This window comes from Saccharothrix sp. CB00851 (genome assembly GCF_001905065.1).
In the GTDB taxonomy this organism is placed as follows: domain Bacteria; phylum Actinomycetota; class Actinomycetes; order Mycobacteriales; family Pseudonocardiaceae; genus Actinosynnema.
This window is the reverse complement of sequence record NZ_LWLC01000008.1, coordinates 84,582-109,464: the sequence shown is the minus strand read 5'-3', so window position 1 is coordinate 109,464 and position 24,883 is coordinate 84,582. Positions and strand designations below refer to the sequence as shown.

27 protein-coding genes are annotated in these 24,883 nt (G+C 71.5%); 16 read left to right on the top strand and 11 right to left on the bottom strand.

Features of this window, described 5'->3' with window-relative positions:
* Window positions 1-7 precede the first annotated feature (7 nt).
* Complete coding sequence (locus A6A25_RS10035; protein WP_073887938.1) at window positions 8-2,212, top strand: hypothetical protein; 2,205 nt, start codon at window positions 8-10, stop codon at window positions 2,210-2,212.
* A gap of 52 nt (window positions 2,213-2,264) precedes the next feature.
* Here A6A25_RS10035 and A6A25_RS10030 read toward each other — a convergent pair whose 3' ends face one another.
* Both A6A25_RS10030 and A6A25_RS10025 read right to left on the bottom strand, forming a co-directional pair.
* Window positions 2,265-3,647, bottom strand: coding sequence for an APC family permease (locus A6A25_RS10030; protein WP_073887936.1), 1,383 nt, complete (start codon window positions 3,645-3,647; stop codon window positions 2,265-2,267).
* A 71-nt stretch (window positions 3,648-3,718) separates the two neighbouring features.
* On the bottom strand, window positions 3,719-3,952 hold the full coding sequence (locus tag A6A25_RS10025; RefSeq protein WP_073887934.1) for a hypothetical protein: 234 nt from the start codon (window positions 3,950-3,952) through the stop codon (window positions 3,719-3,721).
* A 94-nt stretch (window positions 3,953-4,046) separates the two neighbouring features.
* Here A6A25_RS10025 and A6A25_RS10020 point away from each other — a divergent pair, with 94 nt between their 5' ends.
* From A6A25_RS10020 to A6A25_RS10010, 3 genes are all read left to right on the top strand, one after another.
* Window positions 4,047-4,886, top strand: coding sequence for a helix-turn-helix domain-containing protein (locus tag A6A25_RS10020; protein WP_073887932.1), 840 nt, complete (start codon window positions 4,047-4,049; stop codon window positions 4,884-4,886).
* A 12-nt stretch (window positions 4,887-4,898) separates the two neighbouring features.
* The gene (locus A6A25_RS10015; RefSeq protein WP_073887928.1) at window positions 4,899-5,108 is read left to right on the top strand and encodes a DUF397 domain-containing protein; all 210 of its coding nucleotides are present in this window, start codon (window positions 4,899-4,901) and stop codon (window positions 5,106-5,108) included.
* 117 nt (window positions 5,109-5,225) lie between these two features.
* Window positions 5,226-6,527: a cation:proton antiporter gene (locus tag A6A25_RS10010; protein WP_241828574.1), complete on the top strand. Its 1,302-nt coding sequence runs from the start codon at window positions 5,226-5,228 to the stop codon at window positions 6,525-6,527.
* Window positions 6,528-6,539: 12 nt separating this feature from the next.
* Here the strand turns inward: A6A25_RS10010 and A6A25_RS10005 are convergent, their stop codons facing one another.
* A complete protein-coding gene (locus A6A25_RS10005; protein ID WP_073887926.1) occupies window positions 6,540-7,814 on the bottom strand; it encodes an MFS transporter in 1,275 nt (424 codons plus the stop codon).
* An 80-nt stretch (window positions 7,815-7,894) separates the two neighbouring features.
* Here A6A25_RS10005 and A6A25_RS10000 point away from each other — a divergent pair, with 80 nt between their 5' ends.
* The 4 genes from A6A25_RS10000 to A6A25_RS46250 are packed head-to-tail and all read left to right on the top strand — an operon-like array spanning window position 7,895 to window position 10,380.
* Window positions 7,895-8,554, top strand: coding sequence for a response regulator transcription factor (locus A6A25_RS10000; RefSeq protein ID WP_073887925.1), 660 nt, complete (start codon window positions 7,895-7,897; stop codon window positions 8,552-8,554).
* A complete protein-coding gene (locus A6A25_RS09995) occupies window positions 8,547-9,053 on the top strand; it encodes a sensor histidine kinase (RefSeq protein WP_073887924.1) in 507 nt (168 codons plus the stop codon). The genes A6A25_RS10000 and A6A25_RS09995 overlap by 8 nt, the downstream gene beginning before the upstream one ends.
* 56 nt (window positions 9,054-9,109) lie before the next feature.
* Window positions 9,110-10,021 (top strand): DUF2079 domain-containing protein, encoded by a 912-nt coding sequence (locus A6A25_RS46255; RefSeq protein WP_198932632.1) that lies wholly within the window; start codon window positions 9,110-9,112, stop codon window positions 10,019-10,021.
* Window positions 9,907-10,380, top strand: a complete 474-nt coding sequence (locus tag A6A25_RS46250; protein WP_274534300.1) for a DUF2079 domain-containing protein — start codon at window positions 9,907-9,909, stop codon at window positions 10,378-10,380. Before A6A25_RS46255 ends, A6A25_RS46250 begins: the two co-directional genes overlap by 115 nt.
* On the opposite strand, the gene pdxH is transcribed toward A6A25_RS46250, so the two are convergent.
* Both pdxH and A6A25_RS09980 read right to left on the bottom strand, forming a co-directional pair.
* Window positions 10,377-11,033 carry a pyridoxamine 5'-phosphate oxidase gene (pdxH, locus tag A6A25_RS09985; protein WP_073887923.1) on the bottom strand — a complete coding sequence of 219 codons (657 nt, stop codon included), beginning with the start codon at window positions 11,031-11,033 and terminating at the stop codon, window positions 10,377-10,379. The two genes, A6A25_RS46250 and pdxH, sit on opposite strands and share 4 nt — an antisense overlap.
* A gap of 48 nt (window positions 11,034-11,081) precedes the next feature.
* Window positions 11,082-11,870 (bottom strand): urease accessory protein UreD, encoded by a 789-nt coding sequence (locus A6A25_RS09980; RefSeq protein WP_143193055.1) that lies wholly within the window; start codon window positions 11,868-11,870, stop codon window positions 11,082-11,084.
* A 149-nt stretch (window positions 11,871-12,019) separates the two neighbouring features.
* On the opposite strand from A6A25_RS09980, the gene A6A25_RS09975 reads away from it, so the two are divergent.
* Window positions 12,020-12,523 carry a DUF4232 domain-containing protein gene (locus tag A6A25_RS09975; RefSeq protein WP_083668211.1) on the top strand — a complete coding sequence of 168 codons (504 nt, stop codon included), beginning with the start codon at window positions 12,020-12,022 and terminating at the stop codon, window positions 12,521-12,523.
* Here the strand turns inward: A6A25_RS09975 and ureG are convergent.
* Genes ureG through A6A25_RS09950 form a run of 5 tightly spaced genes read right to left on the bottom strand, consistent with a single transcriptional unit; the run spans window position 12,493 to window position 16,166 of the window.
* On the bottom strand, window positions 12,493-13,176 hold the full coding sequence (gene ureG / locus A6A25_RS09970) for an urease accessory protein UreG (protein ID WP_073887920.1): 684 nt from the start codon (window positions 13,174-13,176) through the stop codon (window positions 12,493-12,495). The genes A6A25_RS09975 and ureG overlap by 31 nt on opposite strands.
* 4 nt (window positions 13,177-13,180) lie before the next feature.
* Window positions 13,181-13,831, bottom strand: a complete 651-nt coding sequence (locus tag A6A25_RS09965) for an urease accessory protein UreF (protein WP_073887919.1) — start codon at window positions 13,829-13,831, stop codon at window positions 13,181-13,183.
* Window positions 13,831-15,546, bottom strand: coding sequence for an urease subunit alpha (locus A6A25_RS09960; protein WP_073887918.1), 1,716 nt, complete (start codon window positions 15,544-15,546; stop codon window positions 13,831-13,833). The genes A6A25_RS09965 and A6A25_RS09960 overlap by 1 nt, the downstream gene beginning before the upstream one ends.
* The gene (locus A6A25_RS09955; RefSeq protein WP_073887917.1) at window positions 15,543-15,854 is read right to left on the bottom strand and encodes an urease subunit beta; all 312 of its coding nucleotides are present in this window, start codon (window positions 15,852-15,854) and stop codon (window positions 15,543-15,545) included. Before A6A25_RS09955 ends, A6A25_RS09960 begins: the two co-directional genes overlap by 4 nt.
* Window positions 15,855-15,863: 9 nt before the next feature.
* The gene (locus A6A25_RS09950; RefSeq protein WP_073887916.1) at window positions 15,864-16,166 is read right to left on the bottom strand and encodes an urease subunit gamma; all 303 of its coding nucleotides are present in this window, start codon (window positions 16,164-16,166) and stop codon (window positions 15,864-15,866) included.
* A 187-nt stretch (window positions 16,167-16,353) separates the two neighbouring features.
* On the opposite strand from A6A25_RS09950, the gene A6A25_RS09945 reads away from it, so the two are divergent.
* From A6A25_RS09945 to A6A25_RS09925, 5 genes are all read left to right on the top strand, one after another.
* Window positions 16,354-17,466 carry a citrate synthase 2 gene (locus A6A25_RS09945; protein WP_073887915.1) on the top strand — a complete coding sequence of 371 codons (1,113 nt, stop codon included), beginning with the start codon at window positions 16,354-16,356 and terminating at the stop codon, window positions 17,464-17,466.
* Between the two features lie 137 nt (window positions 17,467-17,603).
* On the top strand, window positions 17,604-18,737 hold the full coding sequence (gene serC / locus A6A25_RS09940) for a phosphoserine transaminase (RefSeq protein ID WP_073887914.1): 1,134 nt from the start codon (window positions 17,604-17,606) through the stop codon (window positions 18,735-18,737).
* A 241-nt stretch (window positions 18,738-18,978) separates the two neighbouring features.
* On the top strand, window positions 18,979-19,890 hold the full coding sequence (gene sepH / locus A6A25_RS09935; protein ID WP_073888028.1) for a septation protein SepH: 912 nt from the start codon (window positions 18,979-18,981) through the stop codon (window positions 19,888-19,890).
* A gap of 235 nt (window positions 19,891-20,125) precedes the next feature.
* On the top strand, window positions 20,126-20,500 hold the full coding sequence (locus A6A25_RS09930; RefSeq protein WP_073887913.1) for a hypothetical protein: 375 nt from the start codon (window positions 20,126-20,128) through the stop codon (window positions 20,498-20,500).
* Window positions 20,493-20,930, top strand: a complete 438-nt coding sequence (locus A6A25_RS09925) for a hypothetical protein (protein ID WP_073887912.1) — start codon at window positions 20,493-20,495, stop codon at window positions 20,928-20,930. Before A6A25_RS09930 ends, A6A25_RS09925 begins: the two co-directional genes overlap by 8 nt.
* Here the strand turns inward: A6A25_RS09925 and A6A25_RS09920 are convergent.
* Window positions 20,927-21,151, bottom strand: a complete 225-nt coding sequence (locus tag A6A25_RS09920) for a hypothetical protein (protein ID WP_073888026.1) — start codon at window positions 21,149-21,151, stop codon at window positions 20,927-20,929. The two genes, A6A25_RS09925 and A6A25_RS09920, sit on opposite strands and share 4 nt — an antisense overlap.
* A 103-nt stretch (window positions 21,152-21,254) precedes the next feature.
* On the opposite strand from A6A25_RS09920, the gene A6A25_RS09915 reads away from it, so the two are divergent.
* Both A6A25_RS09915 and A6A25_RS09910 read left to right on the top strand, forming a co-directional pair.
* Window positions 21,255-23,018: an ABC transporter ATP-binding protein gene (locus A6A25_RS09915; protein WP_073887911.1), complete on the top strand. Its 1,764-nt coding sequence runs from the start codon at window positions 21,255-21,257 to the stop codon at window positions 23,016-23,018.
* A complete protein-coding gene (locus tag A6A25_RS09910; protein WP_073887910.1) occupies window positions 23,015-24,880 on the top strand; it encodes an ABC transporter ATP-binding protein in 1,866 nt (621 codons plus the stop codon). The genes A6A25_RS09915 and A6A25_RS09910 overlap by 4 nt, the downstream gene beginning before the upstream one ends.
* Window positions 24,881-24,883: the final 3 nt, after the last annotated feature.

Genomic DNA, 24,883 nt, shown 5'->3' with positions numbered 1-24,883 from the left:
ACCCGACATGACGGCCGACGCTCTCGACGGCATCGACGACGTCGACTGGGCCTCACTGGGCCACGCGTACGGCTCGGCGGAGGACGTGCCGGGAGTTTTGCGCGACGCGGTCGGGGCGGACGAGGAACTCGCCCGCGACGCGATCGAGCACCTGTACGGCAGCGTCTACCACCAGGGCACGCTGTACTCGGCGACGCCGTGGGCGGTGCCGTTCGTGGCCCGGCTCGCCGCCGATCCCGGCACGCCCCGACGCGCCCACCTGGTCAACCTGCTCGGGGCGATCGCCAAGTCCGAAGACGCCAGGCCCGAGGTGCTCGCGGACGTGCGCACGGCGCTCGCCCGCGAGACCTCGCGGCTGCTGCCGTTGCTGGACGACCCGGACGACGACGTCCGGCACCTCGCCACCCACCTGCTCGGCCACCTCCCGCGGTCGACCGCCGCCGAGGTCGTGCCCGCGCTGCGCGCGCGACAAGAGCGCGAGACGTCACCGCTCGTGCTGGCCGGGCTGCTCGCCGCGGCCGTGCGCCTGTCCCCTGCCGACAGCGCCGAGTGGCCGGCGGGTGAACTGGCGCCGAACCGACCGGCCGCCGCCAGTGCCGGCGCGTTGTGGGCGATCGCCGACGCCGGGCTGCCGTGGCCGGACGCCGCCACCGACGCGGTGATCCGCCTCTGGCTCGACGGCGAGCCGCTGAAGGGCTGGATCTGGTCGCACGACCCGTTCTCCCACATCGTCGCGCGGCTCGACCGCGCGTCCTTCACCCGGATCTGCCGGGCGCTGTTCGAGCGGGGCGGTGCCGACGCCGCGCGCACCGCGATCCGCACGGCGTACCAGCGGTGCGTGCGATCACGTTCCGCGCGCGAGGAATTCGCGCCGCTGCTGGCGGCCGGGATCGACCACCCCGACGTCCAGGTCCGCGTCGCCGCCGCCACCGCCGTGCGGGACGTGACCGCCGCCGCTGCCCTGGCCGCCGACTCCCTCGCCGCTCTCGTCGCCGACCCGAGGGCGGCGGACGACGGCTCGCCCGAGGCCCGGCTGGTCGAGTTGGCGTTCGAAACCCTGATCGGACTGGGCGATCCGCGCTGGCACGCGCCGTTGGCCACCGCGCTCACCGCGGGCCGCGTGACCTCCGACGGGCTCCACCTGCTGATCGACATCGGCGTGCCGTGCGACCCGGCCCTGCTGGCCGCGGTGCGCGACCGGCTGGCCGCGCTGCCTGCCCAGTGGTCGTCGGAGCGCGGCGGGTACGACGGGCTGCAGAGCCGGATGCAGTGGCACAACGAGGTCAACGCCCTGACCCGGCTGCCGCACCACTGGGGCCCGGACGCGGCGGACGCCGTCCCCGAACTCGTCCGCTTCGTCCCGCACGACGAGTGGTGGGCGGTGCGGGCGATCGGCGCCATCGGACCGGCGGCGTCGGCCGCGGTGCCCGCGCTGGCGCAGGTCCAGGACGACCCGACGGCGAAGTGGGAGCGTCGGCTGGACTACGCGCAGGCCCTGAGCGCCGTCACCGGGGACGTCAGCCGGTTGAGCGGCCTCGTCGCCGAGGCCGTCGCCGCCGGCGAAACCGTGGCCGCCGCACGGGTGGCGCTGAACCGCGGACTTCCCCTCGACGGCATCATCCCCGCGCTGCGGGACATCGCCGGCACGCCCACCAGTGACGAACACGCCATCATGGACCGGATCGAGGCCGCCAAGCTGCTGCTGGACGCCGACGCCGCCGGACCCCAGGACGCCGCAGTGCTCAGCGCCGCCGCGGACGCCCTCGACGCGGGCAAGTTCGCGGCCGAGGTGGCCGACCTCACCGGCCGGCTGGGACCGGCCGCCGCCGACCTCGTCCCCGGCCTGCGGGCGGCGCTGCTGCCCGACGACCGTCTCGCCTCCCACCCCGCCGCACTGCCACTGCGCATGCTGACCGGCAACCATCGCACCTTCCACCCCGTCGCGCTGGCACTGCGCCGCCTGACCGGCGACACCGAGCCGCTCGTGGAGGCGGTGCGACTGAAGTTCCCCTACTGGGGTGTCGGGCCGTGGCTCGTGGAGTCGCTGCGGGAACTGGGCGCCGACGCCGCCCCGCTCCTGCCGATGCTCCGCGAACTGGCGCACGGCGACGACGCGATCTCCCTCTTCAGCGGCGTCGAGGGCCAACAGGTCCGGCGGGACGAGGAGCAGCGCGGCCAACTCCTCGCCGTGCTGGCCGAACTCGGGCACTGAACGTCCGAAGAGGACCGTGGTGGGGACGCGAATCCCCACCACGGTCAACAGGTCACTTGGACAACTTCTCCGGGTTGAACGTGACCTTGCCGTGCACCACCCGGTTGATGAGCCAGAGGACCACACCGGCGGCGAGCAGGTACAGCGCGATCTCGTAGTCCGCCGACGCGCGGCCCGACAGCGGGCTCGCCAGGTACGCGCACGTGATGGCACCCAGCACCGGCACCCACGTCGGCGCGCGGAAGTGCTGGTGGTCGACCTTCTCCTTGCGCAGCACCAGGACCGCGATGTTGACGATGGTGAAGACCACCAGCAGCAGCAACGCCGTCGTGCCGCCGAGCTTGGCGATGTCGGCGGTCGACACCAGGATGATCGCGACGCCCGAGGTGAAGACGATCGAGATCCACGGCGTGCGGCGGAACGGGTGGACCGTGCCGAACACCTTCGGGATGATCCGCTCGTTCGCCATGCCGTAGACCAGCCGGCTGGCCATCAGCATGTTGATCAGCGCCGAGTTGATCACCGCGAACAGGCCGATCAGCGAGAAGATCCACAGCGGGAAGCCGGGCGCGCCGACCGTGACGACCCTCAGCAGCGCCGACGACCCGGCCTCGGACAGCTCGTCGGCCGGGATGAGCAGCGACGACGTGATCGCGACCAGCACGTAGATGATCGCCGCGATCACCATGCCCCACAGCATCGCGCGCGGGAAGATGCGGGCCGGTTCACGGCACTCCTCGGCCATGTTCACCGAGTCCTCGAACCCGACCATCGCGAAGAACGCCAACGCGGTGGCGGACGTGATCGCGACGAGCGCGCTCTGGCCCGGCGCCGGATCGACCTGGGTCAGCCGGCCCGGGTCGCCGTCACCCGCGAGCACCGCGTAGATGCCGATCGCGATGATGATGACCAGGCCGGACAGCTCGATGCACGTCAGCACGACGTTCGCCTTGACCGACTCCGAGACGCCCCGGAAGTTGATCAGCGCCAGGCCGACGATGAACAGGATCGCGACCAGCGTCGCGGACACCGTGAACGTGTCGGAGAAGAACTCCTTGATGACGGACTGCAGGTAGGTGCGCCCGAACGCGAGCGCGGCGGACGACGCCGAGGTGATGCCCGAGCTCATCACCGCGAACGCCACCATGAAGGTGAGGAACTGGATCTTGAAGGCACGGTTGGTGTACAGCGCCGCACCGGCCGCCCTGGGGTACTTGCCGACCAGTTCGAGGTAGCTGAACGCGGTCAGGAAGGCCACCACGAACGCGACCAGGAAGGGCAGCCACAGCGCGCCGCCGATCTTGCCCGCGACGTTGCCCGTGAGGGCGTAGATGCCGGTGCCGAGGATGTCACCGACCACGAAGAACAGCAGCAACTTCGGGCCGATGGCCCGTTTCAGTTCCGGTTGCGCCGGTGCGCTCGTCGCTTCCGCCATGCCGACTGAGTGTGCCGGATCACACTGGACCCGGATAGTCGGATCCGCGCACCTTGGGCAAGTCTTGATGTTCAGTCGCGCGCGGCGGCCCGCAGGTCGGCTTCGGCCTGCGCGATGGCCTCGTCCAGCGCTTCCCGGAACGCCGCGATCTGGTCGACCTCCAGCCGGACGCCGTCCACGCCCGAGGGCAGGAACACGTCGATCGCGCCGTCCTGCACTTCCAGGCTCAGCACGTCCTCCTTGTCCGAGTAGCACCGCAACAACCACTCACGCTTCGGCGAAGTCACCTTGATGATCGGCTCCATACCGAAAGATTTGCAGCCTTGCCACAATTCCGGCAATAACTCGTTCGAGTGACTGTCCTTGCAGTGCAATTTGCAAGCACCCTAGCTTGATCGCATGGCACGCCGCGCTGGACCATCCGCCCGTTCCCGCCGACTCGCACACGTCCTCCGAAAACTGCGCACCGCCGCCGGCCTCAGCATGGACGCCGTCGCCGAGTCCGTGGGCATGTCCGGGAGCAAGATCAGCCGCATCGAGTCGTCCGAGATCGGCGTCTACCTCGACGACTTGGAGAAGCTGCTCGACTGCTACAAGGTTGCGCGTAAACAACGCGTCGAACTCCTGGACCTCGCCCGGCACGCCGAGCAACGCGGCTTGTTGCGGATGACCAACCAAAACCTTCCCGAGGACTGGCAGACCTGGGCCGATTTCGAGGTTGAGGCCAGCTCACTGCTCAATTACGAACCCCTGATGATTCCCGGTCTTCTCCAGACCCCGGATTATGCCCGGTCGATCATCAAGGCCACGGGCCACACCCTCACGGATGCCCAAGTGGATGCTCTGGTTGCGAGCCGGATGGCCCGCCAAGGGTTGCTCAGCCGCAACACGCCGCTCAAGCTGAGCGTCATCATTGAGCAGAGCGTCTTGGAGCGCCCGTTCCACGACCAAGCGGCGCAGCGCCGCCAGATCCGGCACCTCATCGACGCGGGGGAACGCCCCAACATCACGGTGAGGGTTGTGCCGACCGACGCAGAACTGCACGGCGGTCTCAACGGGCCGTTCGTGATCCTGGAGTACGACGACGACCCGAGCCTGGTGCTGTTGGAGAACAAGGTCGCGAGCCTGTTCATCGACGAGGACGACCAGATCGAGGTGTTCGAGGCGACTTGGGCCGCGCTCCGGCGTTTGGCCTACACCGAGCAGGAGACGCTGGATTACCTGAAGGGCCTCGCGTGACACGATGGAGACATGACCCTGTGGCGTAAGAGTTCCCGCAGCAACAGCAGTGCGAACTGCGTGGAGGTGCTGTGGCGCAAGAGTTCCCGGAGCGCCAGCAGCGCCAACTGCGTCGAGGTGGCGCGTCTCCGGACCCGGGTGGCGGCGCGGGATTCCAAGAACCCGGCGCCGACGCTCAGCTTCCCCGCCGCCTCGTGGGAGCGGTTCCTGCGGGCCCAGTAGCCCGCCCGCGGCGACCTCGCCGGAGGGGTTGACGCCACCGCTCAGGGGTACCTCACCCGGTACCCCCGCGGCCGGGCGCGTGCCCGGCCGCGGGGCCTACCGAGAGGAGGCCCGCTGGTGGGTTCGACCGCCGTGGCCTACGCCGGCGTCGGTGTCGCGACCCTCTTGGCCGCGGTGCTGCCCCGGGTCGTCGGCCGGGCGCCCATCTCGATGCCGATGATCTTCCTGGGCGCCGGCGCGGTCGCGTTCACCGTCGTGGAGGGACTGCCCGACCCCGATCCGACCGAGCACGGCACGCTCACCCTGCACCTCACCGAGCTGTGCGTGATCATCTCGCTGATGGGCGCGGGACTCGCGCTCAACCGGCCGATCGGGCTGCGCCGCTGGTCGAGCACCTGGCGGCTGCTCGGCCTCACGATGCCCGTGACGATGTTGGCCGTGGGCCTGCTGGGGTGGGGCGCGCTGGGGCTGGGCCTGGCCTCGTCACTGCTGCTCGCGGCGGTCCTGGCGCCCACCGACCCGGTGCTCGCCGGCGAGGTGCAGGTGGCCGAACCCGCGGAGAACCCCGACCGGCCCGGTGAAGGTGAGGACGAGGCCCGGTTCGCGCTGACCTCCGAGGCCGGGCTCAACGACGGGCTGGCGTTCCCGTTCACCTACGCCGCCGTGGCGATCAGCGTCGTCGGCGCGGCGCCGGACGCCTGGCTGCCGCGCTGGCTCCTGGTGGACGTGCTGTGGCGGTTGGCGTGCGGGGTGCTCGTCGGCCTGCTCATCGGGTGGGCGTTGCGCAAGCTGTTCTTCGCCGCGCCGTCGGAGGACTTCCGACTGGCCGAGCACGCCGAGGGCTTCGTCGCGCTCGCCTGCACCTTCCTGGCCTACGGCCTGACCGAACTGGCCGAGGGGTACGGCTTCATCGCGGTCTTCGTGTGCGCCTGCACGATCCGGGCGGGCGAGCGCTCCCACGGCTACCACCGGGTGCTGCACCAGTACGTCGAGCAGGTCGAGCGGATGCTCACCGTGTTGATCATCTTCCTGCTCGGCGGCGCGGCGGTCACCGGCCTGCTGGCGGGCACCGGGTGGCGGGAGGTGCTGGTGGCGCTGGCCGTCCTGCTCGTGGTGCGGCCGGTGGCGGGCCTGGTCGCGCTGGCGCGCGGCAAGACGGGGCCTCGTGAGCGGGCCGTCATCTCGTTCTTCGGGGTGCGGGGCGTCGGCTCCCTCTTCTACGTCGCCTACGCGCTGCAGGCCGGGGACTTCGCCGACCAGGACGCGATCTGGCGGGTGGTCGGCCTGGTCGTGATCGGCTCCATCGTCCTGCACGGCATCACCGCGACCCCGTCCATCAGGTTCCTCGACCGCTTGCGGCTGCGCGCGGCGCGGAAGCGGCACGGTGACCCGGACGAGGCTCCTCGGACCGCGGTCTGACCACCGACGCCCTCAGTCGCGGACGTCCACCGGGCCGACGCCCTCGGGCGTGAAGCGGTAGCGCCGGATCGCCGGGATCGCCAGCACGGCCACGGCGGTCGCCACGACCACCAGCACACCACCCACCGCCGTCGCGTTGCCGGGGCCGATCATCGCGCCCGTGGTGCCGTGGAGCAGGTCCGCCAGCCGAGGGCCGCCGGCGACCACCACGACGAACACGCCCTGCATCCGGCCGCGCATCTCGTCCGTCGCGGCCGACTGGAGGATCGCACTGCGGAACACCATGCTGATCATGTCCGCCGCACCGCCGATGGCCAGGAACACCACGGCGAGCCACAGGGCGTGCGACAGGCCGAAGCCGACCATCGCCACGCCCCACGCCACCACCGCGAGCACGACACCCATGCCGTGCCGGGTCACCCGGGACGTCCAGCCGGACGTGAGGCCGCACAGCATCGCGCCCAACGGGATCGCCGCGAACAGCAGGCCCAGCGCCAACCCGCCGCCGGGCGGGTCGCCGAACGTCTGCTCCGCCATCTCCGGGAACAACGCCCGGGGCATGCCGAACACCATCGCGATGATGTCCAGCAGGAAGCTGGCCAGCAGGATCTTCTGCACGGCCAGGTACCGGAACCCGTCGACCACGTCCCGCAGCCCGGCCCGCCGCGAGGTCCCGTTCAGCGGCGGCAGCGGTGGCAGCTTCCAGACCGCCCAGATGGTCAGCGTCAGCGCGATGGAGTCGACCAGGTACAGCGTCGACAGGCCGATGACCGGCATCAGCGCGCCCGCCAGCATCGGCCCGAACACGCCGCCGAACATCATCACCGTCGAGCCGAGCGCCGTCGCGGCCGGGATCTGGTCGGCGGGCACCAGCCGGGCGATCGACGCGGTGCGGGCGGGCGCGTTGGCGGCGAAGAACACCTGTTGCAGGCCGAGCAGGGCGATCACCAGCCACACCGAGTCGACGTGCAGCGCGGCCTGCGCCCACAGCAGCACGGACGTCACCGCGATACCGGTGTTGGTCACGACCAGCAGCTTGCGCCGGTCCACCACGTCCGCGATGGCGCCGCCGTACAGGCCGAAGACCAGCAATGGCACCAGCGCCACCCCGGCCGCCACACCGACCCAGCCGGACGACCCGGTGAGGTCGTACACCTGCTTCGGCACGGCGACCGCGGTCAACTGGCTGCCGACGGCCGTGACGACGGTCGAGAGCCACAGCCGCCGGAACGCCACGACCTTCAGAGGCCGCGTGTCGATGGCGATCTTCCCCAGCACTCTCCGCACAGTCGTTAGCGTACGGCAACTAACGAAATCTCCACCGAGATGTCGGCCACCACGCGCGGTCCGGACCTAAGGTGCAGGGTGTGCGACTGCTCGTGGTCGAGGACGAAGTCCGGTTGGCCGAATCGCTGAAAGCCGGGCTGGAGGCCGAGGGGTACGCCGTCGACCTCGCGTTCACCGGGCCCGACGGGTTGTGGATGGCCTCCGAGCACACCTACGCGGCGATCGTCCTCGACATCCTGCTGCCCGGCCTGAACGGCTACCGCGTGTGCGCCCGATTACGCGCGGCCGGGAACGCCACGCCCATCCTGATGCTCACGGCCAAGGACGGCGAGCTGGACGAAGCCGAGGCGCTGGACACCGGCGCCGACGACTTCCTCTCCAAGCCGTTCTCCTACGTCGTGTTCCTGGCCCGGTTGCGGGCGCTGATCCGGCGGGGCGGGTCGACGCGGCCGAGCGTGCTGCGGGTCGGGGACGTCGAGCTGGACCTCGGCAGGCGGGAGTGCCGGTCGGGCGGTGTGCCGGTGCCGTTGTCGGTCAAGGAGTTCAGCGTCCTGTCGTTCCTGCTGTCGCGGCCGGGCGAGGTGGTGAGCAAGGCGGAGGTGCTGGACGGGCTGTGGGACTTCGCGTCCACACCGGACCCGAACCTGGTCGAGGTCTACGTCAGCTCGCTGCGCCGCAAGCTCGGCCGTGACGTCATCCGCACGGTCCGCGGCGCCGGGTACGTGGTGGGCCGTGGATAGGGTCCGGATCGCGGTCGCCGCCGCCGTGGTCGCCGGGGCGCTGCTGGCCTCGGGCGCGGCCTGGGTGGTCGGGCAGATGGAGCTGCAGCTCGCGCACAACGCGTTCGCCAACGCCGACCGACGCGCGCACGACGGCGCCGCACGGCTCGCCGGGCTGATCCCGACCTCGGGCGACCGCGCGCACCTCCGGCGGGTGCTGCGCAACCTGCTCGACAACGCCGAGCGGCACGCGTCGTCCCGGGTCGAGGTCACCGTGGCGGTCGAGGGCGGCACGGCGGTGCTGCGCGTGTCCGACGACGGACCGGGCATCCCGGAAGCGGACCGGGAACGCGTCTTCGAGCCGTTCGTGCGGCTGGACGAGGGCCGTGCGCGCGACGAGGGCGGGGCCGGGCTCGGGCTGGCGATCGTGCGCGAGGGCGTGCACGCCCACGGCGGCACGGTCGCGATCGAGGACACCGATCGGGGCACCACCGTCGCCATCCGGCTGCCGCTGGCCTGAAGACCCCTTCAGCCGCCTTCAGGTCCGGTTCAGCGTGCTCGCCCGACGCTGCGGCCGTGCTCGACACCCGAACGCGGACCACCGTCCGACCGGCGCACGCCGTCGCGCTCGGCCTGGCCGTCCTCTACACCTCCTACGCGCTGCTGCGGCACCACGCGTTCCGGACCACCGGGTACGACCTGGGCATCTTCGAGCAGGCGGTGCGCTCCTACGCGGCCGGGCGGTGGCCGACGTCCGACCTGAAAGGTCCCGGCTTCCCGCTGCTGGGTGACCACTTCCACCCGATCCTCGCCGTGCTCGCCCCGCTCTACGCCATCGCGCCGCGCGCGGAGACGCTGCTGGCCGCGCAAGCCGTCCTGGTGGCCGTCTCGGCGATCCCGGTCACGAGGTACGCGGTCGACCGGCTCGGCACCTCGCGCGGCGTCGTCCTCGGCGTCGCCTACGGCCTGTCGTGGGGCTTGTACAACACCATCGCGTTCGACTTCCACGAGGTGGCCTTCGCCGTGCCGCTGCTGGCGTTCTCGCTGGAGGCCCTGGCCCGCGAGCGGTGGAACCGGGCGATCGCCTGGGCGCTGCCGCTCGTCCTGGTGAAGGAGGACCTCGGCCTGACCGTCGCCGCCATCGGCGGGTACCTGGTGTGGCGCGGTGCCCGGCGCGGCTGGGCGGTCGCGGTGTTCGGCGTGACGGCGTTCACCGTGACCGTCACCGTGGTGCTGCCGGCGCTCAACCCGGCCGGGGACTACGCGTACTGGGGACAGCTGACGACCACGAGCGGCCTCGGCTGGCTGCGCCTGCTCACCGTCGCCGCCTGCTCGCGCCGACCGGTTTCCGGGCGCTGCGATCCCCGCTGGTCCTGCTCGCCGCACCCACCCTGGCCTGGCGCTTCGCCTCCGGCAACCCCGCGCACTGGGGCATCGAGCACCACTACAGCGCCGTGCTCATGCCGATCGCCTTCCTCGCGTTCCTGAGCACGGCACCACGCCGGGTCCGGCTCTGCGCGACCGTCTCGGCGGCCATCACGCTGGTCCTGCTCCTCCGCCCGTCACCCCTGCCCACCTGGGACGACGCCCAACGCGCCACCGCCGCCGAGATCCTGGCGACGATCCCCGACCACGCCCACGTGGCCGCCTCGAACCGCCTCGCACCCCACCTGACCCACCGGTGCCGCGTGTCCCTGTTCCCCGCGGACGCCGAGTGGCTCCTCATCGCCCGCCCGTCGGGCTGGCCGGTCGAGCGCGGCGAGGAAGCCCACCTCGTGAGAACGGCCTCCGCCACCCATCGAGTGGTGGCGGAGGCCGATCACGTCATCCTGTTGCGCCGGCGCTAGGGCGCGATGCGCTGCACTTCCCAGCCGTCACGCCCGAGGCGGAAGCGGAGGCGGTCGTGCATGCGGTCGCGGCGACCCTGCCAGAACTCGACCTCGTCCGGGCGGATGCGCCAGCCGCCCCAGTGGGGCGGCACGGGTACCCGGTCGGCCTCGGCGAACTGCCGTTCGACCTTGTTCAGCGCGCTCTCCAAAGTGGAGCGTCCGCTGACCACGCGGGACTGCGGCGACGCCCAAGCGCCCAGCTGCGAGCCGCGCGGGCGGCTCGCCCAGTAGGACGCGGTCTCCTCCGGGCCGACCTTCTCGACCGTGCCGCGCACGTGGGCCTGCCGCTGCATCGCGAACCACGGGAACGTGGCCGACGCGTACCGGGTGGCCATCAGGTCGTGGCTCTTCGTCGACGTGTAGTTGGTGAAGAACACCAGGCCGCGCTCGTCCAGGCCCTTCGCCAGCACGGTCCGCGAGGACGGCCGGCCCTGGGGGTCGGCGGTCGCGAGGACCATCGCGTTCGGCTCCGGCAGGCCCGCGCCCGTCGCCTGGTCCAGCCACAGCTGCAGCTGCTCGTGCCAAGTGGCCGCGAGGTCGCTCTCCGTGAGCGAGCCCTGTTCGTAGGACACGCGCATAGACGGCAACGCGATGTTCGTCGTCTCCGACATCCCGACCTCCCGGAGCGTAATTCGGCCTGGCCAAGGCACTTGTGGCACCTAGCGATCCAGCGACCGTACGGGTTCGGCGCCCGAGGCGAAACCGCCCGCACGGTGATGACCGCCACCCGATCCGTGACTTTCGGTGTGACCATCGCCTCGGAATCGAGTCCGAGATCGAGTCAGAAAGCGGCTGGATCCGGGGTGCCGGGCCCGCGCCTCGTCGAGCGCGCGTTCGACGGTCACCGCGTCGTCGGCCAAGGCGGTGCTCAGGCTTCCGCCGCGGGCCAGCGGGACGAGCGACCACCAGTCCTCTGAAACCGCTCCCGGGAGGTCGTCGTCCCAGCACAACAGCTCGGTGCCGAACACCCGGCGACCCACCAGGCCCGCCGGGCTGGTGTCCACTTCGGGCGTTCCCAGCCGGGATGTCTGTCTTATTACGGGCCCATTCCGGCGAACGTCGAGCGTGGTGGTGAGCGAACCGGACTTCTCATTCGTCCGACCCAGCACGACGATTTCCCGCGCACGCAGCCGAGCGCCTTCCCCCATTCGCGCGCGGAACACCGATTCGTGGCACGCACGCGCGGTGACCACGGTCGGTTCCGGCAGGTAGGCCAACGACGCGCCGTCGGCCAGTTCCACGTCGACCAGGGCACGGCTGCCGCCGGGGTGCCGGCCGGGCAGCGCGAGCGTCGCCGCCACCCCGCGCAGCTCCAGCGACGCCCCCGCCTCCACCGTGACGCGCAACTCCAGGTCGTCACCTCCCAACGGCGCCGTGACCGCGCTGACCAGGTGCACCAGCGCGACCTCCTGGGGCCCCGGGCGGGGCACCAGGCGCAGCGGGGCCATCGACCGCACCTCGCGCACGACGGTTCGCCCGTTCGGGTCGGGCGCCACGACCAAGTGAGCCCGCGCCCTCACCGGCGCAACCCCTGTGACCCCCGACACGTCCTTGGGTCGGGTGGAACTCCCACCCGCGAATCTCGGGGGAGATCGTGATGAGGAGATTTGTCGCAGCCGCCGCGGTCCTCGCGGCGATGTTCGCCGTCGGGGGAGCCGCTCTCGCGGTCCCGGAGGCCGGCACCTGTCGTTCCGCCGACCTGACCATCGGCTTCGGCCGCGAGGGAGGCGCGGCGGGCACGATGTACCGGGAGGTCGTGTTCACCAACCGGGGCCTGCACGCGTGCGTTCTGCGCGGCTTCCCGGGCGTGTCCTATGTGGATGCCAACGGCAACCAGGTCGGCGCCGCCGCCGTGCGCGTCGGCGAACGAGGGCCGTCGCTCACCCTGCCGCACGGCACGGCGGTCCGCTCGGACGTCGGCTTCGCCCAGGTCGACAACTTCGACCCGGACGTGTGCCGCAAGACGCCCGTGTGGGGCATCCGCGTGTTCCCGCCGGACGAGACCGTGCCGCTGTACCTGCCGATGACCGAGCAGCACGGCTGCGCGGGTGACGTCAGCCCGTTCGGCAATCAACTGACCGCCGCGAGCGTGCGGAGCTGAACGCGCACCCACTCGGCCACCGCGGGAGCGTCCGGTGTGTCCACAAGGGACTGACTGATCACCGGCAGCTCACCGCGCATCCGGTGGGCGTCGGCCGTCATGACACCGAGGTCGGCGCCCACCATCGGCGCGAGGTCGGTCTTGTTGATCACCAGCAGGTCCGCGGTGGTCACACCGGGGCCGCCCTTGCGCGGCACCTTGTCGCCGCCCGCCACGTCGACCACGAACACCTGCCGGTCCACCAAACCGCGGCTGAACACCGCGGTGAGGTTGTCACCGCCGCTCTCGATGATCACCAGCTCCAGGCCGGGGATCCGGTGCTCCAGCAGCTCCACCGCGTCCAGGTTGGCGGTGATGTCGTCACGGATCGCGGTGTGCGGGCACGCGCCGGTCTGCACGGCCTCGATCCGCTCGACGTCCAGCACCCCAGCGGCGCGCAGGAAGTCCGCGTCCTCGGTCGTGTAGATGTCGTTGGTCACCACGGCGAGGTTCACGCTGCCGCCCAACGCCCGGCACAGCGCCGCCGTCAACGCGGTCTTGCCGCTGCCGACCGGCCCGCCGATGCCGATCCGCACCGCCCGGTGCTCGTGCGGTCCGTGGTGGTCGTGGGGGTCGTGGCCCGCGTCGGTGGGGTCGAAGTTCACCGGGTGCACGTGGTCAGCTGACAAAGAGACGCACCTCTTCCGAGTGGTGGCGGTCGTGGGCTTCGGCCAGCAGGTCCAGGCCGGGGGCGCTGGGCGCGGGCAGGTCTTCGGGCGGGGTGTCGGCGTGCCCGGCGGCCATCGCGGCGACCGCGTCGATCTCCGGCGCGAGCCGCGCCAGCACCGCGTTCACCCCGAACGGGTCCAGCCCCAGCAACCGGATCGCACCCGTCGCCGGACCCGTCACGGCGTGGTAGGCCACGGTCTGCGCGGCCTCGAACGGCTCACCCACCAGCACGCCGACGATCACCGGGTGGTGCGGCCTCGGCGTGACTCGCAACAGCTCCGCCAGCGCGGGCGACGGCCACGACTTCCGCGCCGCCCGCGCGATACCGCGCCCCTGCACGCGTGACGCGCGGCGCTGGGCGGGCGACGGCGTGCGGGCGTCGAGCTCGGCATCCAGTTCCGCGTACCGCCCGCGGCAGGCCGCCGACGCGAAGATCGCGCCCAACGCGCCCGCCGTGCGCAGCCGACCGACCAGGAAAGACCGCAACGACACCTCGTCGTGCACCAGCCGCCGGGCGACGGCTTCCTCCAGCCCGCCCGAGTGCACGTGGCCGCCGCCCGGGAACCGGGAGTCCGCGATCATCAGCGCCGCGAGGTTCATCAGAACAGGAAGTAGCGCTGGGCCATGGGCAGCTCCGCCACCGGCGCGGGTTCGACCAGCTCGCCGTCGATGCGCACGGCGAAGCTGTCCGGGTCCACCTTCACGTCCGGCAGGGCGTCGTTGAGCACCATGTCCGCCTTGGTCACCCCCCGCGTGTCCCGCACCGGCACCAACGGCCGCGCGAGCCGCAGCACGTCCGCCAGGTCGGCGTCCACGGCCTGCCGCGACACGAAGTGCACGCTGCTGCGCGCCGCCGAGAGCGCGCCGAACATGGGCCGGGCGAAGATCGGCTGCGGGGTCGGGATGGACGCGTTCGCGTCACCCATCGCCGCGTGCGCGATGAACCCGCCCTTGAGCACCACCGACGGCCGCACGCCGAAGAACTTGGGCTCCCACAGCACCAGGTCGGCCAGCTTGCCGACCTCCACCGACCCGACCTCGTGGTCGATGCCGTGCGCGATCGCCGGGTTGATCGTGTACTTGGCCACGTACCGGCGGGCACGCAGGTTGCCTGCCGTGCCACCACTGGCCAGGTCACCGCGCCGCCGCTGCATCACGTGCGCGGTCTGCCACGTCCGGATGATGACCTCGCCGACCCGGCCCATCGCCTGCGAGTCCGAGCTGATCATCGAGATGGCGCCGAGGTCGTGCAGGACGTCCTCGGCCGCGATCGTGGTGGGCCGGATGCGGCTCTCCGCGAACGCCAGGTCCTCGGGCACGGACGGGTTGAGGTGGTGGCACACCATCAGCATGTCCAGGTGCTCTTCCAGCGTGTTCACCGTGTGCGGGCGCGTCGGGTTGGTCGAGGACGGCAGCACGTTCGGCTCGGACACCACCTGGATGATGTCCGGCGCGTGCCCGCCGCCCGCGCCCTCGGAGTGGTAGGCGTTGATCGACCGGCCCGCGATGGCGGCCAGCGTCGACTCCAGGAACCCGGCCTCGTTGAGCGTGTCCGTGTGGATCGCGACCTGCACCCCGGACTCGTCGGCGATCCTCAGGCAGGCGTCGATCGCGGCCGGCGTGGTGCCCCAGTCCTCGTGCAGCTTGAACCCGCCCGCACCACCCGCCAACTGCTCCCGCAGGGCGTCCTCCCGGGTCGTGTTGCCCTTGCCGAGCAGCAGGATGTTCACCGGCAGGTGGTCCAGCGAGGCCAGCATCCGCCCCAGGTTCCACGCGCCGGGCGTCACGGTCGTCGCCTTCGTGCCCTCCGCGGGACCCGTGCCGCCGCCGATCAACGTGGTCAGCCCCGAGGCGACCGCCACGTCCACGATCCCCGGCGTGATGAAGTGGACGTGGCAGTCGATGCCACCGGCCGTGAGTACCTTCCCGTTGCCCGAGAGCACCTCGGTCGACGGCCCGATCACCAGCGCCGGGTCGACGCCGTCCATGGTGTCGGGGTTGCCCGCCTTGCCGATGCCGACGATCCGCCCGTCCCTGACCCCGACGTCGGCCTTCACCACGCCCCAGTGGTCGAGCACGACCGCGCCCGTGATGACCAGGTCCGGCGCGCCCTCCGCGCGGGTGGCCACGCCCTGGCCCATCGACTCGCGGACCACCTTCCCGCCGCCGAAGATCACCTCGTCGCCCGAGCCCTGAGGGCCCATCGACCGGTCCTCGGTCACCTCGATCAGGATGTCGGTGTCGGCGAGCCTGATCCGGTCGCCGACCGTGGGGCCGAGCAGTTCCGCGTAGCGGCGGCGGCTGATCTCGTTCACCGGTCCAGCTCCCCGGCCCACTCCGGCCGCAGCCCGGGCACCCGCCGCAGACCCGCGATCGGCACGAGCGTCACCTCCCGCTCGACGCCCGGCTCGAACCGCACCGCCGTGCCCGCCGGGACGTCCAGCCGCTTGCCCCACGCGGCCTCCCGGTCGAACTCCAGCCCGGGGTTGACCGCGGCGAAGTGGTAGTGCGACCCGACCTGCACCGGGCGGTCCGCCGCGTTGACCACGACGAGCGTGGTGCGCGGCCGGCCGGGGTTCAGCTCGACCGGCTCGTCACCGGTGATGATCTCGCCAGGGACCACAGCTGCTCCTCACACGATCGGGTCATGCACGGTCACGAGCTTGGTGCCGTCCGGGAAGGTCGCCTCGACCTGCACGGACTCGATCATCTCGGGCACGCCGTCGAGCACCTGGTCGCGGCGCAGCACGTGCCGCCCGCTCTGCATCAGCTCGCTGACCGTGCGGCCGTCCCGGGCGCCTTCGAGGACGTGGTCGGTGATGAGCGCGACCGCTTCCGGGTAGTTCAGGACGACGCCCCGGTCGAGCCGCCTGCGCGCGACGTCGGCCGCCACGTGGACCAGCAGCTTGTCCCGCTCGTGCGGTGTCAGGTGCATGGTGGTCGGTCTACCACGGGAAACACGCGCGAGCCGGGAACCGAAACAAGGGCTTAACGATCTACCGGCCTTCTGAATCGGTTCCTTGATCGTGACCGACGACACGCGCACCCCCGATTGCCTGCGGTGGAGAAGGGGAGCAAGGTTTGCCCAACTCTTCACTCCCGCCAGAGAAGGAGCGCACAGCGTGGTGCAGACCGAGGACGACGGTTTCCGGCCGGGCCTGGAGGGCGTGGTCGCCTTCCGCACCGAGATCGCCGAGCCGGATCGCGACGGTGGCGCGCTGCGCTACCGCGGTGTGGACATCGAGGACCTGGCCGGCCACGTGACGTTCGGCAACGTGTGGGCCCTGCTGGTCGACGGCCGCTTCGGACCCGGTCTGCCGCCCGCCGAGCCGTTCCCGATCCCGGTGCACACCGGTGACGTGCGGGTGGACGTGCAGGCGGCGCTGGCCATGGTCGCCCCGATCTGGGGCTACCAGCCGCTGCTGGACATCACCGACGAGCAGGCCCGCGAGCAGCTGGCCCGCGCCTCCGTCATGGCCCTGTCGTACGCGGCGCAGTCCGCGCGGGGCATCGGCCGGCCCGCCGTGCCGCAGCACCGCATCGACGAGTGCACCACCATCACCGAGCGCTTCCTCACCCGCTGGCGCGGCGAGCCCGACCCGGCGCACGTCAAAGCCCTGGACGCCTACTGGGTGTCGGCCGCCGAGCACGGCCTGAACGCCTCCACGTTCACCGCCCGCGTCATCGCCTCCACCGGAGCGGACGTCGCGGCGTCCATGTCCGGCGCGATCGGCGCCATGTCCGGCCCGCTGCACGGCGGCGCGCCCGCCCGCGTGCTGCCGATGATCGAGGAGGTCGAGCGCACCGGCGACGCGAAGGCGTTCGTCAAGGGCATCCTCGACCGCGGCGAGCGACTGATGGGCTTCGGCCACCGCGTGTACCGGGCGGAGGACCCCCGCGCCCGCGTGCTGCGGCGGACGTGCCAGGAACTCGGCGCGACCCGCTACGAGGCCGCCAACGCCCTGGAGCAGGCCGCCCTGGCCGAGCTGCGCGAACGCCGCCCGGACCGCGCGATCGAGACCAACGTCGAGTTCTGGGCCGCGGTGATCCTCGACTTCGCCCAGGTGCCGCCGCACATGATGCCCGCCATGTTCACCTGCGCCCGGACCGCGGGCTGGTCGGCGCACATCCTGGAGCAGAAGCGCACCGGCCGCCTCGTCCGCCCGTCCGCCAAGTACGTCGGCCCCGGCCCGCGCAAGCCGTCCGAGGTCGAGGGCTGGGACGAGATCGCCTGAGAACTGCGCGTTTCCACCCCGCTTGGAGTGACGGGGGACACCCGCCTGTCACCACCCGGCCACGTGGCTGCAACACTTAGGGACCCGGCAACGGCGCCGGTCGTGCCGACCCCCTCCCCGTAACCGGAGGCTTCGCGATGACCCAGACCGCCGACCCGACCACGTTGGTCCTGCCCTCCGACCTGCTGCCGTCCGACGGCCGGTTCGGGTGCGGGCCCTCCAAGGTCCGTCCCGAGGCCCTCGCGGCGCTCGCGGCCGAGGGCGCCGCGCTGATGGGCACCTCCCACCGGCAGAAGCCGGTGAAGTCCCTGGTCGGCTCGGTGCGCGCCGGTCTGCGGGAGCTGTTCTCGCTGCCCGAGGGCTACGAGGTCGTCCTGGGCAACGGCGGCACCACCGCGTTCTGGGACGCCGCCGCGTTCGGCCTGGTGCGCGAGCGCGCCCAGCACTTCACCTACGGCGAGTTCTCCTCGAAGTTCGCCAAGGTCACCAACGACGCGCCGTTCCTGGGCGAGTCGATCGTGGTCAAGGCCGACCCGGGCAGCGCGCCCGAGATCACCTACGCCGAGGGCGCCGACCTCGTCGGCTGGGCGCACAACGAGACCTCGACCGGCGTCGCCGTCCCCGTCTCCCGCCCGGCGGGCAGCGACGGCGCCCTGGTCGCCATCGACGCCACCTCGGGCGCGGGCGGCCTGCCGGTCGACGCCGCCGACTTCGACGTCTACTACTTCGCGCCGCAGAAGTGCTTCGCCTCCGACGGCGGCCTGTGGATCGCCCTGATGTCGCCGGCGGCCCTGGAGCGCGTCGCCGAGATCGGCCAGTCGGGCCGCTGGGTGCCGGAGTTCCTGTCGCTCACCACGGCGCTGGACAACTCCACCAAGGACCAGACCTACAACACGCCGTCCCTGGCCACCCTGTTCCTGCTGAACAACCAGATCGAGTGGATCCTGGGCAACGGCGGCCTCGACTGGGCCGTCCAGCGCACCGCCGACTCGTCCTCGCGCCTGTACAGCTGGGCCGAGTCGACCTCCTACACGACCCCGTACGTGGCCGACCCCGCGCACCGCTCGCAGGTCGTCGGCACCGTCGACTTCGACGACTCGGTCGACGCCTCCGTCGTGGCCAAGGTGCTCCGCGCCAACGGCGTCGTGGACGTCGAGCCCTACCGCAAGCTGGGCCGCAACCAGCTCCGCGTGGCCATGTTCCCGGCCGTCGAGCCGACCGACGTGAGCACGCTGACCAAGGCCGTCGACTGGGTCGTCTCCCAGCTCTGACCTGCCGACAGCACCCGTGGGGCCGTCCCTTGCGAGGGGCGGCCCCACTGCTGTGACCGGCCACTTCGGGATCCCGCACCCGTCTCACCCGGGTAAACCTTGGGGTAACGGACGTGCGCACGGCGCCGACATACGGCAAGATCACACGAAGATATCGGCGAACACGGCGAGTCTCCCCCGTCAAGGCGGCGCGCCGCATTAACGTGAGTACTCGGCGAGGTGAGCCATCCGGGAGGCCATGATGCGAGCGTTGCGAGTCATCGGGCTCGAAGACGACGGCAAGTCCGTCATCCTCGAGGACCCGGATCGCGGCGAGCGCTTCGTGCTCCCCGCCGACGAACGGCTGCGCGCGGCGGCACGCGGCGACCTCACCCGACTCGGCCAGATCGAGATCGAGGTCGAGAGCCAGATGCGGCCGCGCGAGATCCAGGCACGCATCCGCGCAGGTGAGTCCGTCGCCCAGGTGGCCGCCGCGGCGGGCCTGCCCACCCACCGGGTGGAGCGCTACGCCTACCCGGTGCTCCTGGAACGCTCCCGCACCGCCGAACTGGCCCAACGCGCCCACCCGGTCCGCGAGGACGGCCCGGACGTGCAGACGCTCGGCGAGGTCGTCGCGCACTCCTTCGGTCTGCGCGGCCAGGAGTACGCCGACGTCAGCTGGGACTCGTGGCGCGGCGAGGACGGCCGCTGGGTCGTGCAACTGCACTGGACCGCAGGCAGGTCGGACAACCTGGCCCACTGGGCGTTCCACCCGGGCGCCCAGGGCGGCACGGTCACCGCACTGGACGACGGTGCCATGGAACTGATGGACCCGAACCCCAACCGGACCCTGCGCACCGTCCGCCCGGTCACCCAACTGGCCCGCCAAGCCCTCGAACTGGAGAAGCCAACGGAACCGGAAATCCTCGCCCGCGAGGAACCACCGGCTCCGCCCCCACCTCCGGTCCAAGAGCCCCAACCGACTCCCGAGCCGACCCCGGTCGTGGCCGAGGAACCAACACCGACGCCACCACCTGCACCACAACAACCGGCCGCGGGAACCAAGCAACAACCGCCCCGCAAGGACCCACCACCGAAGCGCGGCAAGAAGAACCACCCGATCGTCCCGTCGTGGGAAGACGTCCTCCTGGGCGTCCGCTCCACCCGCGGCTGACACACCCCCCGGTCCGCAATCCCAACCTGCCCACAACGGACCCGGAATCCGCCCTCCGAGGCTCGATTTGACATGGGTTCGGGTGCTTTAGGCTGGTCGAAGCCGGGCAGGCCTGGCGGACGCTTTTCCCGCCAGGCCTGCCCGGCTTTGGCCTGCCTCCAGTACCCGTAAGGGCCCCATGTCAAATCGAGCCGGACCGGGGTTGTCGCAGTCTCGACTCGGGTAACCCCCAGCCATGCTGGGACGACTGGTCGTCGGAGCCGCCCTCGGCGCCGCCCTGGGCGCGGCCTGGTGGGGCCTGCGCGAGTTCATCGCCTCCGGAACCGTCTGCTCGACCGACGACTGGGACTGCCTGGCCATGGGCCTGTTCGCCATGCCGATCAGCCTCATCCTCGGCGTCCTCACCGCCTGGGCCGTCCTCAAAGCCGCCCACCAGGACCGCCCCCTCGGCTACGCCGCCGTCGGCGTCACGTTCACCGCCATCCTCACCCTGCTCACCGTGTGGGTGTCGATCCCGGCCGGTTCGGTCGCCGCGGGCGTGATCGGCTTCGTGCTGGCCGCCCCGGTGACAGCACGGCACCCGGTCAGCCACACTTCTGCCCGTGACTGACACGCCGCACACCTCACGCCTCACCGCGGGGGGCTTCGCGTTCAAGGTGCTCCTGCGCGTCGTGGTGTCGGCTGCCGTCGGTTCCGCGCTGCTCGTCGCCTGGATCTGGGCCTATCGGACCGGCGTGCTCGACCGGGTGGTCAACGAGACCACCCTCGGCGAGTTCATCCTGCTTGTCGTCGTCGGCCTCCCCGTCGCGCTGCTGTTCAGCGCCCTCTTGGCGGGCCCCGTCCTCTGGCTGCTGAAGGTGCGCCCGGTGTGGCCGATCATCCTGATCGGCCCGGTCCTCCTCGGCCTCGCGCACTACTTCAAGCTCCCCGACGACCTCTCCTCACTCGGCGACCGCTGGACCGTCCTCGTCCTCCTCGCGGGCGCCAGCTACGGCCTCGCGGGCCTGCTCACCGCCCCAGCCATCCTCCGAAAGCGTTAACCCCCCGGCACCTCATCGAGCACTTCCTCCCCGATCCCCTCGAACCGGCACCACTCCGCCGCCTCCTCCCGACCGATCGGCCGAGCCCCCTCGGGCCGCCGCCCGCCGACCACGTCCCACCCGTCCGGCGCGAGCACGTACAACCTCCCCCCGCGCACCGCCATCAACCGGCCACGCGGGAACGCCATCGCGACCTCACCACGCAGGTACGTCACATCCACCTTGACCTCCACCTAACTCCAGATCGCAGGGTCAAAGACACGAAAACCGGATGCCGATCGTCGGTCCACCTTCGTACCGTCTGAGTGGACCGGAGGGGGACTCGTGTCGGAAGACCGTACTTCCACAGCCGCGACACTGCGCAGGCTGTGGCCGTACCTCAAGCCCGTTCGCACACCCGTCGTGCTGGCGATGGCCGCCACCATGCTGGCGATGATGTGCGGCCTGGGCATCCCGCTGATCACCCAGCGCATCGTGGACGGCCCGATCGCCGGCCGCGACCTGGGAGCGTTGCCGCTGCTCATCGGCATTGTGGTGGCGCTCGGCGTCGCCGAGGCCGGCCTGTTCTACGCCCGGCGGAAGCTGATCGCCGGACCGGCGTCGGAAGTCGAGGCGCGGATGCGGGTCGAGCTGTACCACCACCTGCAGGACCTGCAGGTGGCCTTCCACGACCGCTACCAGTCGGGGCAGCTGCTGTCCCGCGCCACGACCGACCTGACCCAGGTGCGGCGGTTCGTGGGCTTCGCCATCATCTTCCTGGTCGTCAACAGCCTGATCGTGCTCACCGGGCTGGGCGTGCTGTTCTGGCTGTCACCCACGCTCGGCCTGATCGTGCTGGCCACCACGCTACCGCTGGTCGCACTGTCCTACCTGTTCGAGACGAAGTTCAAGGTCGTCGCCCGCCGCGCGCAGGACCAGTCCGGCGACCTCACGACCGTGGTCGAGGAGTCGGTCCTCGGCATCCGCGTGCTGAAGGCGTTCGGCCGCGGACCGCACCTGACCAAGCGGTTCATCCGCCAGGCCCGCGAGCTGCGCGACACCGAGATCGCCAAGGTGCGCATCTTCGCCGCGCTGTGGGCCGTGCTGATCGTCCTGCCCGAGCTGGGCATCGCCGGTCAGCTTGCGTTCGGCTCGATGGGCATCGCCGACGGCACCGTCACGGTCGGCACGCTCGTCGCCGCCGTCACGGTGAGCGCCTACCTGCGCTGGCCGGTTGACTCGATCGGGTGGTTGTTGGCGGAGACGAACTCCACCGCCTCCGCGCTCGAACGGTACTTCGAGGTGACCGACACCGAGATCACCGTCACCACCCCGCCCGACCCGAAACCGCTGGCCACGCCGGTCCGCGGGCACATCCGCTTCGAGGGCGTCCGCTACCACCACCCGGGTTCGGACAACGAGGTGCTGCGCGGCGTCGACCTGGACATCCGGCCGGGCGAGACCGTCGCGCTCGTCGGCGCCACCGGCTCCGGCAAGACGACCGTCACCGCCCTGGTGCCCCGCCTGGCCGACGTCACCGCCGGCCGCGTCACGCTCGACGGCGTCGACGTCCGCGACCTGGACCTGGCCGAGCTCCGCCGCGTCGTCGGCACCGCGTTCGAGGAGCCGATCCTGTTCTCCGCGAGCGTCACCGAGAACGTGGCTCTCGGCTCGAAGGACATCGGTGAGGAACGCGTCCGCGAGGCGCTCAAGGTCGCGCGTGCCGAGGAGTTCGTCGACGCCCTGCCGTGGGGGCTCGACACCCGCATCGGCGAGCAGGGCCTGTCCCTGTCCGGCGGTCAGCGGCAGCGCCTCGCCCTGGCTCGCGCGGTCGCGGGGCACCCGGCCGTGCTGGTGCTGGACGACCCGCTGTCCGCGCTGGACGTGCACACCGAGGCCGAGGTGGAGGCCGCGTTGCGCCGCGTGCTCAGGGGCGTGACCGCGCTGGTCGTCGCCCACCGCCCGAGCACCGTGCAGCTGGCCGACCGGGTGGCGATGCTGGCCGACGGGCGCATCGCGGCCACCGGCACGCACGCGCAACTGTTGGCGGACAACGAGGACTACCGCAACCTGTTGTCCACTATGGAGGACGAGGAGGTGGCGGCGTGACCGGCACCGCGACCAACCACCAACCCACCACCCCGGCGCCCGACACCGACGAGGAGGCCTGGCGCGGCGTCGCCGCCGAGGACGTCGAGGACGTCGACTACGCCACGGGCGTCAAGCTCCAGGCCCGCTCCCGCCGCCTCCTCGGCGAACTCCTCCGCCCCCACACCCGCGCCGCGATCCTGGCGCTGGTGATCGTGGTCGCGGAGAACGTGGTCAACCTCGCCGGGCCGCTCCTCATCGCCGCGGCCATCGACACCGGCATCCCCGCCGCGCTCGACGGCCGCCCCGAGGCGCTCACCTGGTGCGTCGGCGGTTACGTCACCGCCGCGATCTCCGCCACGCTGCTGCGCTGGTCGTTCGTCCGGCTGACCGGTCGGATCGGCCAGGACGTGCTCCTCGTCCTGCGCGAACGCGTCTTCCGGCACGCCCAGCGGCTGTCCGTCTCGTTCCACGAGAAGTACACCTCGGGCAAGGTCATCTCGCGCCTGACCAGCGACGTCGACTCGCTGCAGGACCTGATCGAGGAGGGCCTGGACGGCTTCTTCACCTCGATGCTGTCGCTGCTGGGCATCTCGGTCGTGCTGCTCTACCTGGACGTCCCGCTCGCGCTCGTCGTGCTGTCCGGCTTCCTGCCGCTGATCCTGCTGACCCGCTGGTTCCGCCGCCGTTCCGGGCGGGCCTACCGGCACACGCGTGGCGCGATCGCGAAGGTCATCGTGCAGTTCGTGGAGACCATGAACGGCATCCGCGCGGTGCAGGCGTTCCGGCGCGAGCGGCGCAACGAGAAGATCATGGGCGAGCTGAACGGCCGGTACCGCGACGCCAACACCGACGCGATGGCCGTGATGGCGGCGTTCACGTCACTCGTCCGGGTGATCGGCAACCTGTCCCTGGCGGTGATCCTCGCCTGGGGCGCGTTCCGGGTGGCGAACGGGCAGCTCGAACTCGGTGTGCTGGCCGCGTTCACGCTGTACGTGCGGCGGTTCTACGACCCGTTCGACCAGCTCGCCATGTTCGCCAACGCCTACGCGTCGGCCACCGCCGCGCTGGAGAAGATCTCCGGCCTTCTCGAAGAGGAACCACAGGTCCGCGAGCCGGAGGAACCGACGCCCCTCGGCGACGTGCAGGGCGCGGTCCGGTTCGACGGGGTCGAGTTCCGCTACTCCGACGCCACGCCCGTCGTGCTGCCGTCGTTCGACCTGACCGTGCCCGCCGGGCAGACCGTGGCGCTGGTCGGCGCGACCGGTGCGGGCAAGTCCACGCTGGCCAAGCTGGTGGCCCGGTTCTACGACCCGTCCGCGGGCTCGGTCCGGCTGGACGGGGTCGACCTGCGGTCGGTGGCCGACACCGACCTGCGGCGCGCGGTCGTCATGGTGACGCAGGAGAACTTCCTGTTCGACGGCACCGTGCTGGACAACATCGCGCTCGGCAGGCCGTCCGCGACCCGCGAGGAGGTCGAGGCGGCGGCCCGGGCGGTCGGCGCGGAGGAGTTCATCCGGGCGCTGCCCGAGGGCTACGACACCGACGTGCGCAAGCGCGGCGGGCGGCTCTCGGCCGGGCAGCGGCAGGTGGTGGCGTTCGCGCGGGCGTTCCTGGCCGATCCGGCGGTGCTGGTGCTGGACGAGGCGACGTCCAGCCTCGACGTGCCGACCGAACGGGCGGTGCAGCGCGCGCTGGAGACCGTGCTGGCGGAGCGGACGGCGTTCATCATCGCCCACCGCCTGTCCACCGTGCTGATCGCCGACCGGGTCCTGGTGCTCGACGGCGGCCGGGTGGTGGAGGACGGCACGCCGGAGGAGCTGATCACCGGCCGCGGCCGGTTCGCCGCGCTGCACACCGCTTGGCGGGACTCCCTGGCTTAAGAG